This is a genomic window from Bacteroides luhongzhouii (assembly GCF_009193295.2).
Taxonomy (GTDB): Bacteria; Bacteroidota; Bacteroidia; order Bacteroidales; family Bacteroidaceae; genus Bacteroides; species Bacteroides luhongzhouii.
Window position 1 is genome coordinate 1,193,418 of record NZ_CP059973.1, and the last position, 18,751, is coordinate 1,212,168.

An 18,751-nucleotide genomic window follows, 5' to 3' on the forward strand; every position below is an offset into this window, starting at 1 on the left:
CACCGTTTTGAATAAATATTAGATGCATCGGAATTTTATTTACTCTAGTAACAAAGAAAAAACGCTTAGTAATAGAGTTCTATCTGACACCCGGGTCTCAATGGTACTGACACCCGGGTGTTGGCATACCTGAGACCCGGGTGTCATAGATGCTGAGACCCGGGTCTCAGATAGATTGTTTATACAGTGGAGAAAAATCTAAACTATATTATTTAATTTCTTTCCGTGCGGATCAGTTTATTTCTATACCGTTATGAGTGAAATTATAAATAAAGAATTAGGCAAAGTCTGCCAATTACACTTCACTTATAAACTGCTCAAAACTATATTTAAAATCCTCATTCAATATTAGCTTATACTCCTTGGTGAATTGATCAAATGCAGTATATGCCATTCCCATACGTTTCAAATCGACCAAAGCTCGGCACTTAACACGAACAGACTCTTCATCTAGCGAATCAAATCGCAAAATACAATTTGAGATTTGTATTCTCAAGTTATCATTTCCAGCAAATTGCCTGCTATCTCTTAACCGACTCAGAAGATCAATCATTGAATCGGAATAATCCGCTTTAAAACTATCTACCCAATCAAATTGCATGTTAGGAAGTAATTGACCAAACGAAGCCAGGCTCAGCAATTTTTCCAGATCTTCCTTATGGACTACATCTAAAGACGCCATCTTTTGTATTAACTGATTAGCTATGGTATAATCATTATATACATGTCCCTTATTAAGAAAGTACCAATAACCATTTGCTGATGATATCTCCGTGTCTCCCACCTCTTCCAACAAAAGACGTATCTTACGTATATTTACGCTACGGTTGTTAGAGAAACTCTCCTCTGATTTATCATACCACAACAATTCCTTTAACTTGATATTGGAAATCCCCTTATTATTCTGATTGGAATAAAGAATAATAACAGACAATAATTGCCGCATAATGGGCGTGAGTTTTCCGGTAATATCTTTTAAATCCCGATTAATTACCTGAAATCCGTTCAGCATATAAATTCCCGGTGTGGTATTCAGCACAGGAGCTTCAAACGAGGAATACAGGTGGTCATTTTCTTGAATTTCTTTCTCACTATTTATATCTAAAACAATCCCTTCTTCTTTTTCACAAATATCTTGTCGCGAAATAGATATAACTTCTTTCTTATCATGCTTTCTGCCATTCTTCAATCTCCACCCGATTCCCCCTAAACCTGCTACACAAATACATATAAACAGCAATTTCCACCAAGTCCCCCTGTTGTCCTGTACCGTCATATTTTGAATAGGCAACACAGGAGATGCAATAGAATAAATATTAGCTTCATAATTATTCCCCTCTACCTGATGAACTGTTACAGCGTAATAACATTTTTCTGAAGCAAGATAAATTAAATCTGCATGAGAATTAACATCCAAGAAAGTATAGGGTATTGTATCACCTAAAACGGTTTCTTGTCCATTCTCCAAATTTAAATCTTTTAAAACCAAAGAAGATAGAAAACGGCCTGAAGAAAAAAATAACCCTTTCGCATGTTCGCCTTTTTCTTCTTCATCAACTATCAGTGTAGAAGCAGCCACTTCGTCACAAAGATTCTCCGGCATAGACCACTTTTTCTCCAAAGAATAGTCATTCAGGTTTAATTTATACAAATCCTTATAATGAACAACCCCATATTCTTGCTTGCCCAAGTCATTTCCCAATCCTCCATAAATATAAATCAGCGAATCGGTCTTCCCAATGGCACTCAAATAACGAGGAGCGATCACATCCGACAACTCTCCCTTTATCACTTCACCCGACAGAGATATTCTATTCAACTCACGGGTATACAAGTGAAACCCATATCCCAGAATTTGTACAATCGATGAATCTTTTTGATTGAAAAACCGATTATGTTGTGTATAGGAAGACTGCCTTTTCCGTTGGATAGGAATAGACCAACTTTTCGTTTGAAAATTGAAAAAAGACAGATTCTCCCCATCAGGCTTCTCAAAGTCATAATAAACCAACTGGCTACCTTTATCTTTCAAAGGAACAAAAAGAAACTGGTTAGTGATCCGATTTACATCAATCAATGGCGAGAATATATATTCTTTGGTTGTACTCTGTATTAAATCATATTTGACAATGCGATCTTTTGCAACAAAATAACAGGCAGACTGAGGTTCACATGGAACGGGAAAAGTCTTGGATGAGAAAGATAACGTTTTCATATGTTTCCAATACATATGCCTATTAATAATCCATTCCGGATTGGATGTAAAAGCGGTCATCCGCTGAAACTTATCCTGAAGCAAAGTGTCAGATACTGCTTGTTCCAACGACCATTCATATTTTACGCAGCCAGGTGCCAGACCGATCTGCACATCCTTCAAAATAATAGGAGCCACGTCCGAGGTTGTGTAAGAAGCCAATTTATTTGCACCAAAACAAACCTTAACAGAATGATTGTCCGGGAAATTAGCTTTCTCTTTAGAAATAAGAAGACCATTATTTCTGACATATAATGTATCATTCCCATACTCCAGTTCTATCTTTATCCTGTTCCATCTATGAATATCAATTGCTGCGGAAGAGTGCAGCTTTCCTAAATATTGCTGGTCTTTGATAAAACACAGATAAGGCTCTTCGTTCACAGGATTAACCAATATCAGATTGAGACTACTGCTATTACCGATAATCATGCGGCATACATAACCAAAATGTTCGCCTTTTTCCCTAATTTTCAAATCAAAAGAGACTGATAAATAATCTTTAAAATCCACTCCCTGATTACCGGACGGTATGATGAATGAAGTACGTTCATCTTTTGAATATTCATATGCACGAAAAGAAAGGCCTCCGAGATTTTCACCCCCCCAAATGACTATAGCCTTCGAGATAAATAAAATATAAAGTAACAGTCGGATATATTTCATAGCAGAAGCTTATTTGAAGCAAAGATATAAAAAATATGTATCTTCAATCTTAGGATATTAAAATAATATAGATACTCTGCACCAACAATGAAAGATATCCGGCTGTTATAACTCCACATCCCTAGCGAACCGGCATTCGGGATGAGCGCAGTTCTCCTCTCAAATATTTAGCTGCTTCACCTGCCAGCCAAAGATAATGATCGGCTGTCTCTCCTTCATAAGTGATAAAAGAACTTTCACCCACCGGAGGTGTATTTGTACATTTAAAGAAAGCCGTCCCCTCATCTATCTCATCAAACATTGCCAAATAAAGACTCTCCGCTCCTGCATCTACAGCACCTGTCACCTGTTTCCAAAAGAAACGTCCCCCCAATCTCGGAATCATGTTTTGCGGAGCATCTTTTTTCATATTATGCCAGCTAAACCCCGGAAACAGCACTGGCATATAATCCTTGCCATTCGTTTTACACCACTTTATATCTTCCTCTATCAATTTTCGAAAAGGTTCATACGTATTACTATCAAAACGTCCTACCAACCATGGATGAACAATATCCGCCTGTTTTACCAGTTCAAGTAATCTCGTATCAGAGACAGCATCTATCGTTAATGTCCGCCAATGAGTAGGTACACCTACCAATATGGAACAACCTTCACTCTTCAGGAAATCAATGATTTTCTTTACCTGCTCATATCCATATTTACGGTGATCATTAAACCCTATTCCCCAAACAGCGACCAACGGTTTTCCGTGATGATAAACATAATGATTGTTGCTCCGGGAAACTAGTTTATACTTCTCACACAGCTCTTTCCAGTCACGTATCAATATATCTTCTTCACCGGCTTCCATACCGGAAAGGTCATACATCAGGCAAATTGCCCGATCATACTTTTCTGCCGAAAGAACAGCATTATTCAATATTTTATTATAATTATCCTTTCCTTTCCGATTCCGTATAGAAACGACAAAACGTTGCATAAATACCCCATCAATTCCATATTGCTGCATCCACTTAAAATGCAAATCCGTAGTGGAGGCATCATACGAACTGAAGACCTTTGCAGGTGTTTCATCAGGTAACTTAAAAGCTGTTTCATAAGTTTTCTCATATTCCGAAACATCCGGCCAAAGATCAATGGTACATTTGCCCGGTTTGAACTCTTTCTCTTTTTCAAAATGCTTCCAACCCAGCCCGGCACCGTCTTCAGGAGTATTAAACCAACCCTGATACCCTGCCATCACTAAATTCTTTATTGATTTGAAACGGACACGACTCATCGACTCCGTCGTTTTTGTCGCCGGATCAGACATCGCCACCTCTTCAGGAAGTTGATTTAAGGCAATGAATTCACTAACAAACCGGTCCGGATATACTTTCACTAAATTCAAACCTTGATAACCCGTCCCCAATACTTTGCCTACCGGGCCTATCGTTATCATTTCCAAATTACCTTCCTTTCCATAAGCATTATTATGCAGATGCCCCGAAAAAACGGCATTCACTCCATATTTCTGAAACAAACGCACATATTTTTCTCGCATAGGCAAAGAGAAATTTGAATAATTTACAGGTTCATCCATCCGTTTCAGAAAAACAGAGCAATGAGTAAAAACAAATCTGAATCGGGCATCCTTCGTTTTCTGCAATTCCTGTTCCAGCCACTTAAATTGAACTTCTTCCCGCTCCTTGTCCTCTTCTTTTATTATATTTGAATCAATACCTATAAATGCACACTCACCATACCTGAATGAAAAATGAGTTTCTCCGTAGTTTTTTTTATAATTATCTATAGACGCCCGGCTAACTTTACCTATATCATGATTTCCCGGAATCATATAAACCTTTACTGAAGGGTCTATTTGAGCAATCATTGACTTATAAGCGGCAATCTGTTCCTTACTCTTCGAGTTATTCACAAAATCACCGGTTATCACCACAAACGGAGGTTTCAACCGATTAATAGCTGTCACAGCCTTATTCATGGCCTCTGTTTCCGCAGAAATACTCTTGTTATTATCCATGAAGCCGAATTGAGGATCACTCAGTTGCAAAAAGAAAAAAGGCGTGGAACCGGCAGCTACCCCTTGGGATATGAAAATAGCCAAGAGAAAACAAATGACCGTTATTATTTTCTTTCTCATAAATTATTTGATTGTTACCACGGGATACAACTATCTGATGTATCCCGCTATTAATAACTCTTATTTCTTAAACTGATTTCTGGTTGTCTTCAGAAATTCGGATTTGTTCTCCTCTGTCGGTTCCAAATTTGTCCCTTTCTGGTAATTATTCCATGAATTGACTAACACAATATTCTTACTTCCGATATTCCGCTTAGCTACATTACAGAAATTAATATAATCAGCTGTCTCTCCATCTTGTCCGAAAGTATATTTATAACTTGAAGTCGAATTGACACGGTCATTATAAGAAGGAAAGATACAAGGGACAAAGTCTGTATTCCATTTGGCAATTGTAGTCTTCCAATTGGCCCAATTCAAATCAATAAAACTGAAAAAGGCATAATAACGGTCATACATATTCGTCGACCAGTCATTCACCGTCACTCCATCAAAAGAAGCAATCTGATGTTCCTCATAATTCACCGGAGCTACCCAACCGGTAGTAAATTCTCCAATCGTATAAAGATCATACCCCAATTCTGATACAGCCTTCTTCAATGCCGGAATGACCAAAGAATAATCAATACTCTTCAATGCAGAAGAAGAAAGGTTAGACGGAGTTATTAAAATTACCGGTCTTCCGTTCATTTTGTAATAGGCCTCCTCATTAAATAAAGGTACTAAAGTATTCGTAAAATCATTGATCATCTTATTCAAATTCTCTTCCTCGTGAAGCGGTTTGTCATTAGATACTTTCAGATGTTTGGTGTTATAATTGATCACTAAGCGGACTTTTGCATTGGTTGCCGTACGTGCAGCTTTAAAGTTTGTAATCAATGTATTATCTGCCGAAGCTGCATCCCAGGTAAATATAAGAAAGTCCAAGGCAGCCTCATCCGCCCAAGCAAGCTGTTGCTGTAACACTCCATTAGTTGTAGACAAATATTCACCCAACAAAGGAGTACCGGCATATATTTTCTTACCGGACTTTAACCAGCTGGAAGAGGAAGTTATATTGGTATAATAAGCACCGACTATCGCATCCACAGGTAAATCCGTCTGTGGTATATCATACACATATTTGCTCTTATCAGGAGCCAAATGTTCGTCTTTATCACAAGATACAGCTAACAAAGCGATGAATCCGAGCAATATAATAGTTATCTTTTTCATATCCTTCATTTTTTAATTATTCGTCAAATAAGGGTTAGTCTTAGTCGGCAATGCAAACCATAACTTAGTCGACATGGCATCTTGTCCACCATCGAGATTCGCAATACCTTTCGTCAATTCATATTCATTGTTTGTTTTCTCGCTATCGGGATATACCAATCGCTGAGGAATATAAGCGTAAGGATTATCCTTGGTGCCGGCATTCACAGCACCATATCCGGTCTCCGGTTGGAAATGCGGTGGGAATTCCAATACTTGGCTACGGCGAATCAGTGTCCACGCATCCAGCGATTGATAAAACATGGCTATATATTGCTGCATGATAATCTGGCGATAAATCGGATCAGGTTCATCAGATGTAATAGCGGAAGATACAATGCCGATAAAATCTTTATAATAATCTTCACCTTCTTCTGTAACCGTCAGATCTGTCAATGTATTCCATTTAATTCCCGGAGTCTGAAGATAATTATTTACTTTCACACCGTCTATGTCGTATTGAGCCATTGAAGCGTTCACACCCGCATTGTAATAAGCTTCGGCTGTCTGCGAACCACTTCCCAGACCTTTATGAACCAATTCACTTTTCAACAGGCACACTTCTGCATAATTCATAATTACTTCTGCATAACTTTGCTCCGTGAATTTATCCTGTAATTGAGAGTAATCATCCGCCGTTTTTCCACTGTGCGGATTGGGAGACAAGCTGACTCCCGAAGGCAAATTAGAAACTTTCGGTTGTCCCCAATAAGGTGCCCAATGGAAGTTATCAGGCATAGAAGCAGCATTGGCAGGAGTGAAAAACTTCTCCAACCGCGGATCAGCATAGGGAGCCATATACATCAGAATCGATTCACCGGCAGAGTGAAGCTTATCCAAATTACTTTCACGGTTGATGACCAGATAATCATAAAAATAATTTCTTGTATCTGCGTTATCTCCCCATTGCAAAAGACAATTATCTTCGTTACTTGTCATCAAGTTCTGTTCATTTTCCATAAGTTCATCAATCACTTCAGTCGCTTTCGAGCGGTCGGCATTACAAATACGTACCGCCAAACGCAAACGTAGTGAATTGGCAAACTTCTTCCATTTCAACAAGTCACTGGATTTCTGGCCTGAAGGAAAAATAGGGTCTTTTTTATAAACATCTCCATCCATCTTCAACCCGTCGGCACATACTTTCAGATCATTCAGCATAGCATAATAAATATCCGATTCTTTATCGTAAGGCACTCTTTCTGCAGCATTAAAAGCCTGACTTTTGGGAATACCTCCCCAAATAGAAACGGCTTGTGAGAAAAGATAGTTTTCCCATATTTTAGCAATAAGTACACGATTGTGATATTGCTCGTCATTTCCCATTTGCGTTTGTATAAAGTGAACAGGAAAAATCGCATAATTATATACATTCTTCCAATATGAATCATTGGTTGAACCTTGATTTCCATACCGTTGCACCTGTCCACCGGTAGCTCCACCATAATAATGGCTATAGTTGGCCAACAACACTTTTTTCATGCTTCCGCAAAAAGCATTCAGCGTATAATAAGAACTCGTATTGAACAAATATTCTGGATTAATCTCATTAAGTTCATTGGGATTGGCATTGGCAGATTCAAAGTCATTCGTACACGAAACGAAAGAAATGGCCATTGCCGCAAAACCGGCTAATAATATTTTAATCTGTTTCATAATATTCTATCTTTAGAAGGTTAGTTTAATATCAAATCCGACAGAAGTCACGGGCGGCATTCCTCCATATTCTATACCTTGAGCATTTCCTGATGAAGAAGAAGCCTCCGGATCTATGCCTTTAGGAGTGTTTTGATGAAGAATAGCCAAATTACGTCCTACCACAGCCAGTCGTAGACCACTAATCGGCAATTTCTTTATGACAGACTTCGGAAGACTGTAGGCAACAGAAAGTTCACGGAATTTAATATAGGAAGCATCAAATACAGACCTTTCATCAAAACTGGCATAGCGGTTATTAGGTTTGACAAACAAGAGACAGGGCGTTCCGTCTTCAAAATAAGCATCCGGATATTGATAACCGGAAGTTGCCTTCGCACTACTCTCACCATAAATCACATTACTCAAATAGTATCCTTCACGTCCTTCGGCAGATTCGGCAACAACACCGGCTGTTGTCGCTCTATTCCATGTTCCCGAATAAAGAGTTCCTCCAATACGTGCATCAAACAGGAAACTAACTGTAAAATTCTGAATTCTGAAATTGCTTCCAAAACTTCCCGTCCATTTCGGCTCGGCACAACCCAAATACTGCGTATTATCCGTTACCAATATTTTACCTGAAGAATCGACTAATTTACGTCCCTGGTCATCACGTTTCCAAGCACGTCCCCGAATGACTCCATAAGGCATACCTTCTTCCAGCATAATGCTGACATTACTTGATTTCAATAATTGCACATTGGGATTTCCGTCCACCACCTTTATCACTTTCGACCGATTACGCGCCCAGTTGATATTCGCATTCCATTCAAACAGTTTGGTCTTGACCGGAGTGGCAGATAACACAACTTCCCATCCTTGATTACGCACATGACCTGTGTTCAAAAACTTATAACTGTAACCACTAGGTACAGGTAACGCAACTTTCGTTATCAGATCATAGGCATCCGAACGATAATAAGTTACATCTACACCCAAACGATTATGGAAAAAACGGAGATCAGCTCCAAGTTCCAAAGAGCGGTTACGTTCCGGCAAAAGTTGGTCATTATTCAAAGTTGTGCTGATGGTTTGCAGAGGTGAACCATTATAAATGCTACCCAACTTATAGGTTTGATTAATCCGATATGGATCTGTGTCAGAACCGGCATAAGCAAAAGAAGCACGAATCTTACCGAACGACAAAATAGATGATTTGATTTTAAACGCATCGGTAAAAATAAACGTAGCACCAAAAGAAGGATAAAAATAAGAGCAATTATCCAGTGGTAAAGTAGACGACCAGTCATTGCGGGCCGTTACATCCAAATAGATATAACTATTGTAACCTAATGACAACGAACCGTAGGCAGAACGGATTATCTTCTTAGATTGCAGCTGAGAAACACTAGGATACTCATTCGAGTTAGAAATATTTTTGAAATCAGGAACCAATATGCTATTCACGCTTTCCGTTCTTTTCTCCGAGTTACGTTCATATCGGCTAATACCGGCAATGGCATTGACTGATATCTTATGAAATGTTTTATTATACATCAATAATGCTTCAAAATTAGTAGAAGTACTGTTATTAATCCAGTTCTTCATGCCACCGTCCACATCACTACGTGCACCCAAGTTAAAGAACTCCATTCCCTTCCACCAATAAGCATCCAGTCCGGCCTTACCTACCGCCTTCAAGCCCGGAAGTAATTTTATTTCCAGATTCATCGATCCGCTCACCCTGTCACGCGTGTCAGAGTTTGTATTTTCATAAATATTCCAATACGGATTATAACCACGTTCACCAATCGGAATCATTTCATTTCCATTTTCATCCTTATAATGTTTCAATACATCAATAGAAAGCGAACGAGGAAGAGTAACAAACGCATATATAGGATTCTTATCCGAACCGTTCATATATTGACGGTTATCCACCTTCTCATGCGAGTAAGTCATTTTAGAATCTAAAGTCATCCATTTGGTAATCGTATTCATCAACCGGAGATTGAATATATCTTTAAAGCTTTCATTGATACCGTGTACCACACTATTCCCCTTACTTCTTGTATAAGATACGCGATAATTATTCTTTTTCGAACCACCTTCCACAGCCAACGTATGTGTGTACCGATGGGCAGTTTCATAGAAATCCTTCACATTGTCCGGATGTGAAGAATGAGTGGTAAGCACACCATCATGCCCATAGATAACCTGATCCCACAAAGGTGCTCCCCAGCTACGCAATTTAGCACCTGCAGAAGAATTATAACCACTGAAATTCGGTAAATCTGTCTGTAGCCTGTTACCATTAGGTTGAAGCGTCAGTTTGTGGTCAAGCAAATAAGAGTTTTCTCCCGTTCCCCAACCATTCTGATAATCTAAAAACTGATTCACTTTTTCAAATTGAAAATTTCCGCTATAAGATACTTTTGTTTTTTCGAATGTGCTCGAACGTTTAGTTGTCACCAATACAACCCCCTGTGCTGCACGCGAACCATAAAGTGCAGCTGCATTCGGTCCCTTCAGGATTTCAATACTTTCAATATCATCCGGATTGATATCCGCTACCGGATTACCAAGGTCGGTAGAACCTGTACCACCATCAACAGTCACACTTGTATCACCCGGTTCGTTTTCAATAATCATGCCATCAATCACGAATACAGGCTGTGAGTTTTCTGTCAGTGAGCTTGTTCCGCGAATAACAATACGCGCACTACCATTGCTCGTTCCCGGAGGAGTAATGGTAACCCCCGCCACCTTACCAGAAAGAGAAGATATCAGATTGCCACTACTATTCTCTGCCAAGGCTTCCGCATTTACACTCTGCCGTGAATAATTAAGACTCTTAGCTTCACGCGTCACTCCGAGAGCCGTAACGACCACTTCATCAAGAGCCTTCGCCGTGCTGGCCAAAGATACATTTATATGAGTCAAACCGATAATTTTGACCGTTTTTGTCTCCATTCCGACATACGAAAATTTCAATTCTTGACATCCATTAGGCACATTAAGTGTAAACGTACCATTTATATCGGTAATTGTACCTACCGATTTAGCGTTCGTCTTACCATCCGGATCAACAGCCACCACCGTAGCTCCTATGATAGGCATTCCATCCGCAGCATCTGTCACTTTACCCGTTATACGCTTTCCTTGCGCATAACCCGATACACTTATTACTATAAAGAATAAGAATAGGAAATAGTTTTTCATAATACTTAGTTATTAAATTAAAAAATACAGTATTGATTAATGCATTAAAGATGAACCAAAGATATTTTATAGTGATTAATATTAGATTAATATTCTCTTAATGGCGGGAGTTTACAAAAAAATATTTGTAGCAGATAGATTTTAAGGTTACATTAAGCTTTCATTAATCAAACTACCATATATTTACAGCAAATCTAATTAAAACCATCGAAAAATAAAAGAATCTGTTTATGTACAAGAGAAAATTCATTCCGTTAGTACTGTTAATGATTTTAATCGTCAATGGATGCAGCAACAAACAAGAGGTAGTGTTAACTCCGGTTGACTATGTAAATCCTTATATGGGGAATATCAGTCATTTGTTAGTTCCTACTTACCCAACTGTCCATCTTCCCAATAGCATGCTCCGCATCTATCCGGAAAGAGCAGATTACACTTCTGATAAAATAAAAGGCTTACCGGTCATTGTCACCTCGCATCGGGGAAAGTCAGCATTCAGCCTGTCTTTTTATCAAGGAGCAGAAAGCGGATTACAACCGGTATATTACTATTGTTATGATAATGAAGTGATAAAACCCTATTCCTATTCTTCCTATTTTGAAGAAGAAGAAGTTTCCACTAAATTCGCTCCCGCCCACCAGGCAGGAATCTATGAACTAAGTTTCCGGAAAAACGATGCTCCTTATTTAATACTTAGTACTACCAACGGTGAGCTTAAAACTACGGAGAATACCATTTCCGGCTATCAGAACATAGATCATCAAACCAAAGTATATGTTTATATGGAGACTTCTGCACTGCCGGAAAAAACGATGACTGTCAGCAAAGAAGAAATAAACCACGACCATGCTGCCATTAAAGGTAAGAATGTGGGTATCGCTCTCCTATATTCAACAGATATAAAAACAATCAAAGTTCGCTACGGCATTTCCTTCATTGATGAAAAGCAAGCAAAGGCCAACCTACAGCGGGAAATAAAAGATTATGATGTGGAAAACCAAATGAACATTGCCAAAAACATCTGGAACCAAACATTAAATAAAATCAAAGTGGAAGGAATAGACGAAAATGCAAAAGCAATATTCTATACTTCCCTCTACCGGACTTACGAACGGATGATTTGCCTTTCGGAAGACAATCGCTATTACAGTGCTTTCGACAATAGTATCCACAAAGATTCTGTTCCTTTTTATACCGACGATTGGATTTGGGACACGTATAGAGCCGTCCACCCCTTACGTGTTATCATCGAACCACAAATGGAAGCTGACATGATTCAGTCTTTTATCAGAATGGCACAGCAAATGGAACATAACTGGATGCCTACATTTCCTGAAGTTACGGGAGACAGTCGTAGAATGAATTCCAATCACGGTGTAGCCACTGTTATCGATTCATATATAAAAGGAATCCGTAACTTTGATTTATCAGCCGCTTACGAAGCTTGTAAACTTGGTATCACTGAAAAAACATTAGCTCCGTGGTCAGGCATAAAGGGAGGTGAAATTACAAAATTCTATTGGGAAAACGGATATTTACCGGCATTGGCACCGGGAGAACAAGAAACAGCCGGCGAAGTACACCCATTTGAAAAACGCCAACCGGTAGCCGTCACTCTAGGTACATCTTACGATGAATGGTGTCTGGCACAAATAGCCAAACAACTTGGATATGAGAAAGACTATAACTACTTTCTACAAGGGAGTAAAAACTATCGGAATATTTTCAACCCTGAAACAAAATTCTTCCATCCTAAGAATGCAAAGGGTGAATTTATAGAACCCTTTGATTATGCCACTGCCGGCGGACTGGGTGCCCGTGAAGCCTACGGAGAGAATAACGGCTGGATATACCGGTGGGATGTACCTCATAATATTGCTGATTTAATTGAACTGATGGGAGGGAAAGAAGCATTCAGAAATAATCTTGAAACGATGTATAACACCCCATTGGGCGAAGCCAAATATGTATTTTATGCGCAATTACCGGACCATACGGGTAATGTAGGTCAATTTTCAATGGCTAATGAACCCAGTATGCACATTCCTTATCTGTACAACTATATAGGAGAGCCTTGGAGAACCCAAAAAAGAGTAAGGACATTGCTCGATGAATGGTTTAGAAATGACCTGATGGGACTCCCGGGCGACGAAGATGGCGGAGGAATGTCAGCATTTGTAGTCTTCTCCATGCTAGGTTTCTATCCTATTACTCCTGGTTTGCCTATTTATGTCATCGGAACTCCTATGTTTGAAAGAGCAGTTATTGAAACAGGAGCGGGCAAATCATTCGAAGTCATTGCGCACAACTATTCGCCGACAAATAAATATATCCAATCAGCCAAATTAAATGGCAAAGATTGGAACCAGTCCTGGTTCGAACATAAAGAACTGATGAATGGCGGCAAACTGGAATTTACAATGGGAAACACTCCCAATAAGAATTGGGCGGCAGACAGTGTGCCCCCTTCTTTTGAAATGAATAAATAACAGAATATGAATAAAATATTATTTGTCCTTTTATCGCTTTTGACTTCTCTGCAATCATACTCCCAAGAGCAAAATGAAAAAGAAGTTTCATTTCTCTTGTTGGGAGATATACACTATGATTTATTGGAAGATCACGATATGGAATGGTTATCCACCAAACCGGATGATCTGCGCCAAGTTACCAAAGAATATTCAGTATTCACGAAAAATACATGGCCGGAATTCTCCCGGATAATCAACGGGAAAGTTCAAAAACACCAACCGTCAATAAAAGCCGTTCTGCAAATGGGGGACTTGTCAGAAGGATTGGCCGGTTCTCCACAAAAAGCAATACAGATGGCTAACAGTGCCTTTAAAGCTGTCAACAAAATGAATCTGAAAGTACCTTTTATTATGACTAAAGGTAATCATGATATCACAGGGCCAGGGGCTAAAGAAGCTTTTGAAAAAGTATACTTACCCAATATGGCAAGATTGGCAGGACATCCATCCTTACAGTCAGCCAATTACACTACTACTCTTGATGATGCATTATTTGTGTGTTATGATCCATGGGATCGGAATCCGGAAGGGCTACAACAATTAGAAAAGTCACTAGCCGATTCGAAGGCAACTTACAAGTTTGTCATGTTACACGAGCCTGTGATTCCGGTAAACGAAAGATGCTGGCATGTATTCCGACAAGACAATGCCAAGAGGGAACAATTACTGCAGATCATTGCCAGTCAACAAGCAATCGTGCTCTGTGCACATCTACATCTATACTCCGTTGTCTGTCGAGACACTCCTTGGGGACCTATCGTTCAGATTCTCGTCAACAGTGTCATCAAAGATAAAAATATGCCGGTTCCGAAAAATGTAGTTACAGACTATGGTCCTGAATTTGTAACGGCACACCCACAATGGCAACCTTCTACTCTACAACAGCGTATGGAATGGATTGATAAAGAAACTCCCCATATCCGTTTTTTCAAACAAATGGATTTACCGGGCTACGGCATCCTTTCTATTGACAAAGAAAACAACCAGATGCAATTAGAATATTATGCCGCATTTGGAGAAAAGCCATACGATACAGTCAACATATCCGAATTACTTACTTCTAATTAAAAACATATTAGCCATGAATGTAAAATTTAAAATTCACTTATTTATTCTTTCCTTATTCTTTTGCTATAATCTATCAGCACAAGAAATCGTCAAAGGAGATTTTAAGAACGAAAATCCACAAAGTTCGTATGTTCCTTCATTTGAAATGGATGCTACCGACAAACCTGTCAAGAATGTTATTTTAATGATAGGCGACGGCATGGGACTGGCACATATCTGTTCAGGAATGTATGCTAATCAAGGACAGCTTACTATCACTAATTTAAAAACATGCGGTTTCGTCAGAACACAATCCGCCAACAAGTTTACAACAGATTCAGCAGCTTCCGGTACAGCTTACTCAACCGGAAAGAAAACTAAAAACGGAGCACTCGGAATGGATGAAAATAACCAGGTTATTCCAAACCTACCCGAAAAGTTATCCGGTTATGGCTACATTTCAGGAATCGTTACTACTGACAATCTTGACGGAGCCACCCCTGCAGCTTTCTTTGCTCACCAACCGGAACGTGGAATGTCTAAAGAAATTTGGGCGGATCTTTCTAACAGTAAGCTGACATTCTTTTCTGCCGGTAGTTATGAACTATTTGAAAAACAAGCACCAAACGTTCAAAAGGAAATCAAAAAAGAGTTCACCATCATAGAGGAACCGAATGACAAAGCTATCAAGAAATCTAAAAAACTGGGATATTTACCCACAAAGAGCAAAACGGCTTCTGTAAACGAAAATCGAGGAGATTTCCTTCCGTCTACCACCCAAATGGCTATTGACTATCTTTCGAACAGGAGTACTAACGGTTTCTTCTTAATGGTAGAAGGTGCCCGAATAGATAAAAGTGCGCACAGTAATGATTATTCGGCAGTTGTCCGTGAAGTATTGGACTTTGATAAAGCAGTAGAAGCCGCCATCAGATTTGCAGAAAAAGATGGAAATACATTAGTGATTATTTCAGCTGATCATGAAACCGGAGCATTAGCTTTACGTGACGGAAACATAAAAGAAGGCAAAATGAAAGCAATGTTTGTATCTAAAGGACATACACCAATCATGGTTCCACTGTTTGCATACGGTCCACAATCCAAGCTTTTTGGCGGTGTTCAGGAAAACAGCGACGTAAGCAATAAAATTTTCCAATTACTCGCTAAATAAGATATAAAACAGATCTGTCATTCAAACTGAAATAAGAAAGAGTTTCTTCTATATGAAAATAAGAAATTCTTTCTTATTTCTTTTCTGCCTGATAGACTCCAAATATAATGCAACCAGCCCCCAACAATGTAATCCACGTTATTTGTTCGTGAAGAATGAGTACCGAAGCCACCATTGTGACAAGCGGATTCAAATAAATATAGTTGGAAGCCCTGACGGTTCCCAACTGTTTTAAGACCACATTCCAAAGGACATAACATATCAAGGAAGCCAGAACAGCTAGAAATAAGAGATTGGATAATACAATCGGTTTTAAAAGTACATCAAAGTCCGGTTGCAGCGGATGAAGAAAAAAGGCGGGAAGTATGGTCAATACCCCATAAAAGAATATCTTACGGGTAATAAACAGGGTAGGATAACGCCCTGTCATTTTCTTTATTACCAAACTATAAAATGCCCATGACAGAGCGGCAAGTAAAGTAAGCAAATCCCCTACCGGAGATAATTTAAGTACAAAACTACCGTTGAAGACCACCAGTCCCACCCCGATTAAAGCTAATATGGAACCATAAATCAAACCTTTGGTGGCTTTTTCACTCTTATAAAAGAGAAGGGAAAGAATGGTAGTAAGCAAAGGAGCTGTGCAAATGATGAAAGCGACATTGGATGCTTGCGTGATGCCCAAAGCTGTATTCTCTGTAAAGAAATAGAGCGAACCACCGAAGAAACCTCCTGCCATCAACCAAAGTTCGTCTTTCCAGTTACTCGTAAACAGACGTTTGGGAGAAATCACCCAAATGCCCAGATAAGCAATGAGAAAACGATAAAAGAATATCTCCTGAGGGGTCAATCCGTGATTAATCAGAACTTTGGTTGATATAAAAGTCAATCCCCAGATGGCAACTACAAGTATCGCAATCAGATGGTAATATCCATGCTTCAATTCCATAGTGATGGTGATGTTTGTTTAATAGAGTGCAAAGATAGCGAGAAGTTATGGAATGTTTGTTTGGAGAAGTAACAAAAAGCCCGTACCTTTGTTTATGTTCAAAGAAAGCTCCTAAAATAAGGTATAAGTTATGGAAAAATATATAGCACCGGACAGGAAACGTATCCCATACGGCATGATGAACTTTGCAGTAATCCGCCGCGACGACTGTTATTATGTGGACAAAACCCGGTTTATACCCATGATAGAAGAGGCGGACAAGTTTTTCTTCTTTATTCGCCCGCGCCGTTTCGGCAAAAGTCTCACAGTAAATATGTTGCAGCACTATTATGATATACTTGCCAAGGATAAGTTCGAAGCGCTGTTTGGCGACCTTTACATCGGAAAGCACCCTACACCTGACCGGAACAGCTATCTGGTGCTGTATCTCAACTTCTCCGGAATAGTCGGTGAACTGCACAACTACCGCAAGGGCTTGGATGCACATTGTGGCACCACCTTTGAGAACTTTTGCAAAATATATACCGACTACCTGCCACAAGATACGGTAGAAGAATTGCGGACAAAAGAAGGAGCAGTGGAGCAACTGGACTTTCTCTACCAGGTATGTGCACGTGTCGGACAGAGAATTTACCTCTTTATTGACGAATACGACCATTTCACCAATGCCATCCTCTCGGATATAGAAAGCCTGCACCGCTATACGGACGAAACACATGGCGAAGGTTATCTGCGTGCCTTCTTCAATAAAATAAAAGCCGGAACCTATTCCAGCATCGAGCGTTGTTTCATCACCGGCGTAAGCCCCGTGACAATGGACCACCTCACAAGCGGTTTCAACATCGGAACCAACTACTCGCTCACACCGGAATTTAACGAGATGATAGGTTTCACAGAAGAAGAAGTGCGCCAAATGCTCACTTACTATTCCACCACCAGTCCATTCAACCACAGTGTGGACGAACTGATAGAAATAATAAAACCCTGGTATGACAACTACTGTTTTGCAGAAGAATGTTATGGTGAAACTACTATGTACAACTCCAACATGGTGCTCTACTTCGTCAAGAATTATATTCAACGAGGCAAAGCCCCCCGGGATATGGTAGAAGACAATATCCGTATCGACTACGAAAAATTACGTATGCTCATCCGGAAGGACAAAGAGTTTGCCCATGATGCCTCCATCATACAAACATTGGTGAGCGAAGGTTACGTCACCGGAGAACTGAAAAAAGGTTTTCCAGCCGTCAATATCACCAATCCCGACAACTTTGTAAGCCTACTCTACTATTTCGGTATGCTCACCATTAGCGGCACGTATGAAGGAAAAACTAAACTCACTATCCCCAACCAGGTAGTCCGCGAACAAATCTACACCTATCTGCTAAGTACCTACAACGAAGCCGAACTCAATTTCAGCAGTTACGAAAAGAACGAACTTGCCAGCGCTCTTGCCTACCGAGGTGACTGGAAAGCCTATTTCGATTATATTGCCGACTGTCTGAAACGTTACACCTCCCAGCGCGACAAGCAGAAAGGAGAATTTTTCGTTCATGGCTTCACGCTTGCCATGACGGCACAAAACCGTTTCTACCGTCCCATTTCCGAACAGGACACACAGGCAGGCTATGTCGACATTTTCCTTTGTCCGCTACTGGATATCTATTCCGACATGAAGCACAGCTACATTGTGGAGCTGAAGTATGCCAAGTATAAAGACCCCGAAAGCCGCGTAGAAGAACTGCGACTGGAAGCTATTGCCCAAGCCAATCGCTATGCTGACACTGATACGGTGAAGAGAGCAGTCGGCACTACACAACTTCATAAGATTGTGGTTGTGTACAAAGGAATGGATATGCCGATATGCGAAGAGGTTTAAAACAAAAAGTAACTCGCATGACAAGCGCATTATGCAAAAAACAAATAAGCT

At 39.7% G+C, this 18,751-nt stretch carries 10 protein-coding genes; 4 read left to right on the top strand and 6 right to left on the bottom strand.

Annotation, left to right across the window (positions count from 1 at the left end):
- Window positions 1-295: 295 nt before the first annotated feature.
- The 5 genes from GD631_RS04385 to GD631_RS04405 all read right to left on the bottom strand — a co-directional run bounded on the left by GD631_RS04385 (window position 296) and on the right by GD631_RS04405 (window position 11,120).
- Entirely contained in the window at window positions 296-2,920 is a 2,625-nt protein-coding gene (locus GD631_RS04385; RefSeq protein ID WP_143258829.1) for a hypothetical protein, read from the bottom strand.
- Between the two features lie 121 nt (window positions 2,921-3,041).
- On the bottom strand, window positions 3,042-5,066 hold the full coding sequence (locus tag GD631_RS04390; protein ID WP_143258828.1) for a metallophosphoesterase: 2,025 nt from the start codon (window positions 5,064-5,066) through the stop codon (window positions 3,042-3,044).
- A 60-nt stretch (window positions 5,067-5,126) separates the two neighbouring features.
- Complete coding sequence (locus GD631_RS04395; RefSeq protein ID WP_143258827.1) at window positions 5,127-6,221, bottom strand: glycoside hydrolase family 99-like domain-containing protein; 1,095 nt, start codon at window positions 6,219-6,221, stop codon at window positions 5,127-5,129.
- Between the two features lie 12 nt (window positions 6,222-6,233).
- Window positions 6,234-7,916, bottom strand: a complete 1,683-nt coding sequence (locus tag GD631_RS04400; RefSeq protein WP_143258826.1) for a SusD/RagB family nutrient-binding outer membrane lipoprotein — start codon at window positions 7,914-7,916, stop codon at window positions 6,234-6,236.
- Window positions 7,917-7,928: 12 nt separating this feature from the next.
- Window positions 7,929-11,120 carry a SusC/RagA family TonB-linked outer membrane protein gene (locus tag GD631_RS04405; protein WP_143258825.1) on the bottom strand — a complete coding sequence of 1,064 codons (3,192 nt, stop codon included), beginning with the start codon at window positions 11,118-11,120 and terminating at the stop codon, window positions 7,929-7,931.
- 230 nt (window positions 11,121-11,350) lie between these two features.
- Between GD631_RS04405 and GD631_RS04410 the strand changes: the two genes are divergently transcribed.
- Genes GD631_RS04410 through GD631_RS04420 form a run of 3 tightly spaced genes read left to right on the top strand, consistent with a single transcriptional unit; the run spans window position 11,351 to window position 15,869 of the window.
- A complete protein-coding gene (locus tag GD631_RS04410) occupies window positions 11,351-13,609 on the top strand; it encodes a GH92 family glycosyl hydrolase (RefSeq protein WP_143258824.1) in 2,259 nt (752 codons plus the stop codon).
- A gap of 6 nt (window positions 13,610-13,615) precedes the next feature.
- Window positions 13,616-14,719, top strand: coding sequence for a metallophosphoesterase family protein (locus GD631_RS04415; RefSeq protein WP_143258823.1), 1,104 nt, complete (start codon window positions 13,616-13,618; stop codon window positions 14,717-14,719).
- Window positions 14,720-14,732: 13 nt separating this feature from the next.
- The gene (locus GD631_RS04420) at window positions 14,733-15,869 is read left to right on the top strand and encodes an alkaline phosphatase (protein WP_143258822.1); all 1,137 of its coding nucleotides are present in this window, start codon (window positions 14,733-14,735) and stop codon (window positions 15,867-15,869) included.
- 73 nt (window positions 15,870-15,942) lie between these two features.
- Here the strand turns inward: GD631_RS04420 and GD631_RS04425 are convergent, their stop codons facing one another.
- The gene (locus tag GD631_RS04425) at window positions 15,943-16,818 is read right to left on the bottom strand and encodes a DMT family transporter (protein WP_143258821.1); all 876 of its coding nucleotides are present in this window, start codon (window positions 16,816-16,818) and stop codon (window positions 15,943-15,945) included.
- A gap of 130 nt (window positions 16,819-16,948) precedes the next feature.
- Here GD631_RS04425 and GD631_RS04430 point away from each other — a divergent pair, with 130 nt between their 5' ends.
- Entirely contained in the window at window positions 16,949-18,700 is a 1,752-nt protein-coding gene (locus GD631_RS04430; protein ID WP_143258820.1) for an AAA family ATPase, read from the top strand.
- The last annotated feature ends 51 nt before the right edge of the window (window positions 18,701-18,751 follow it).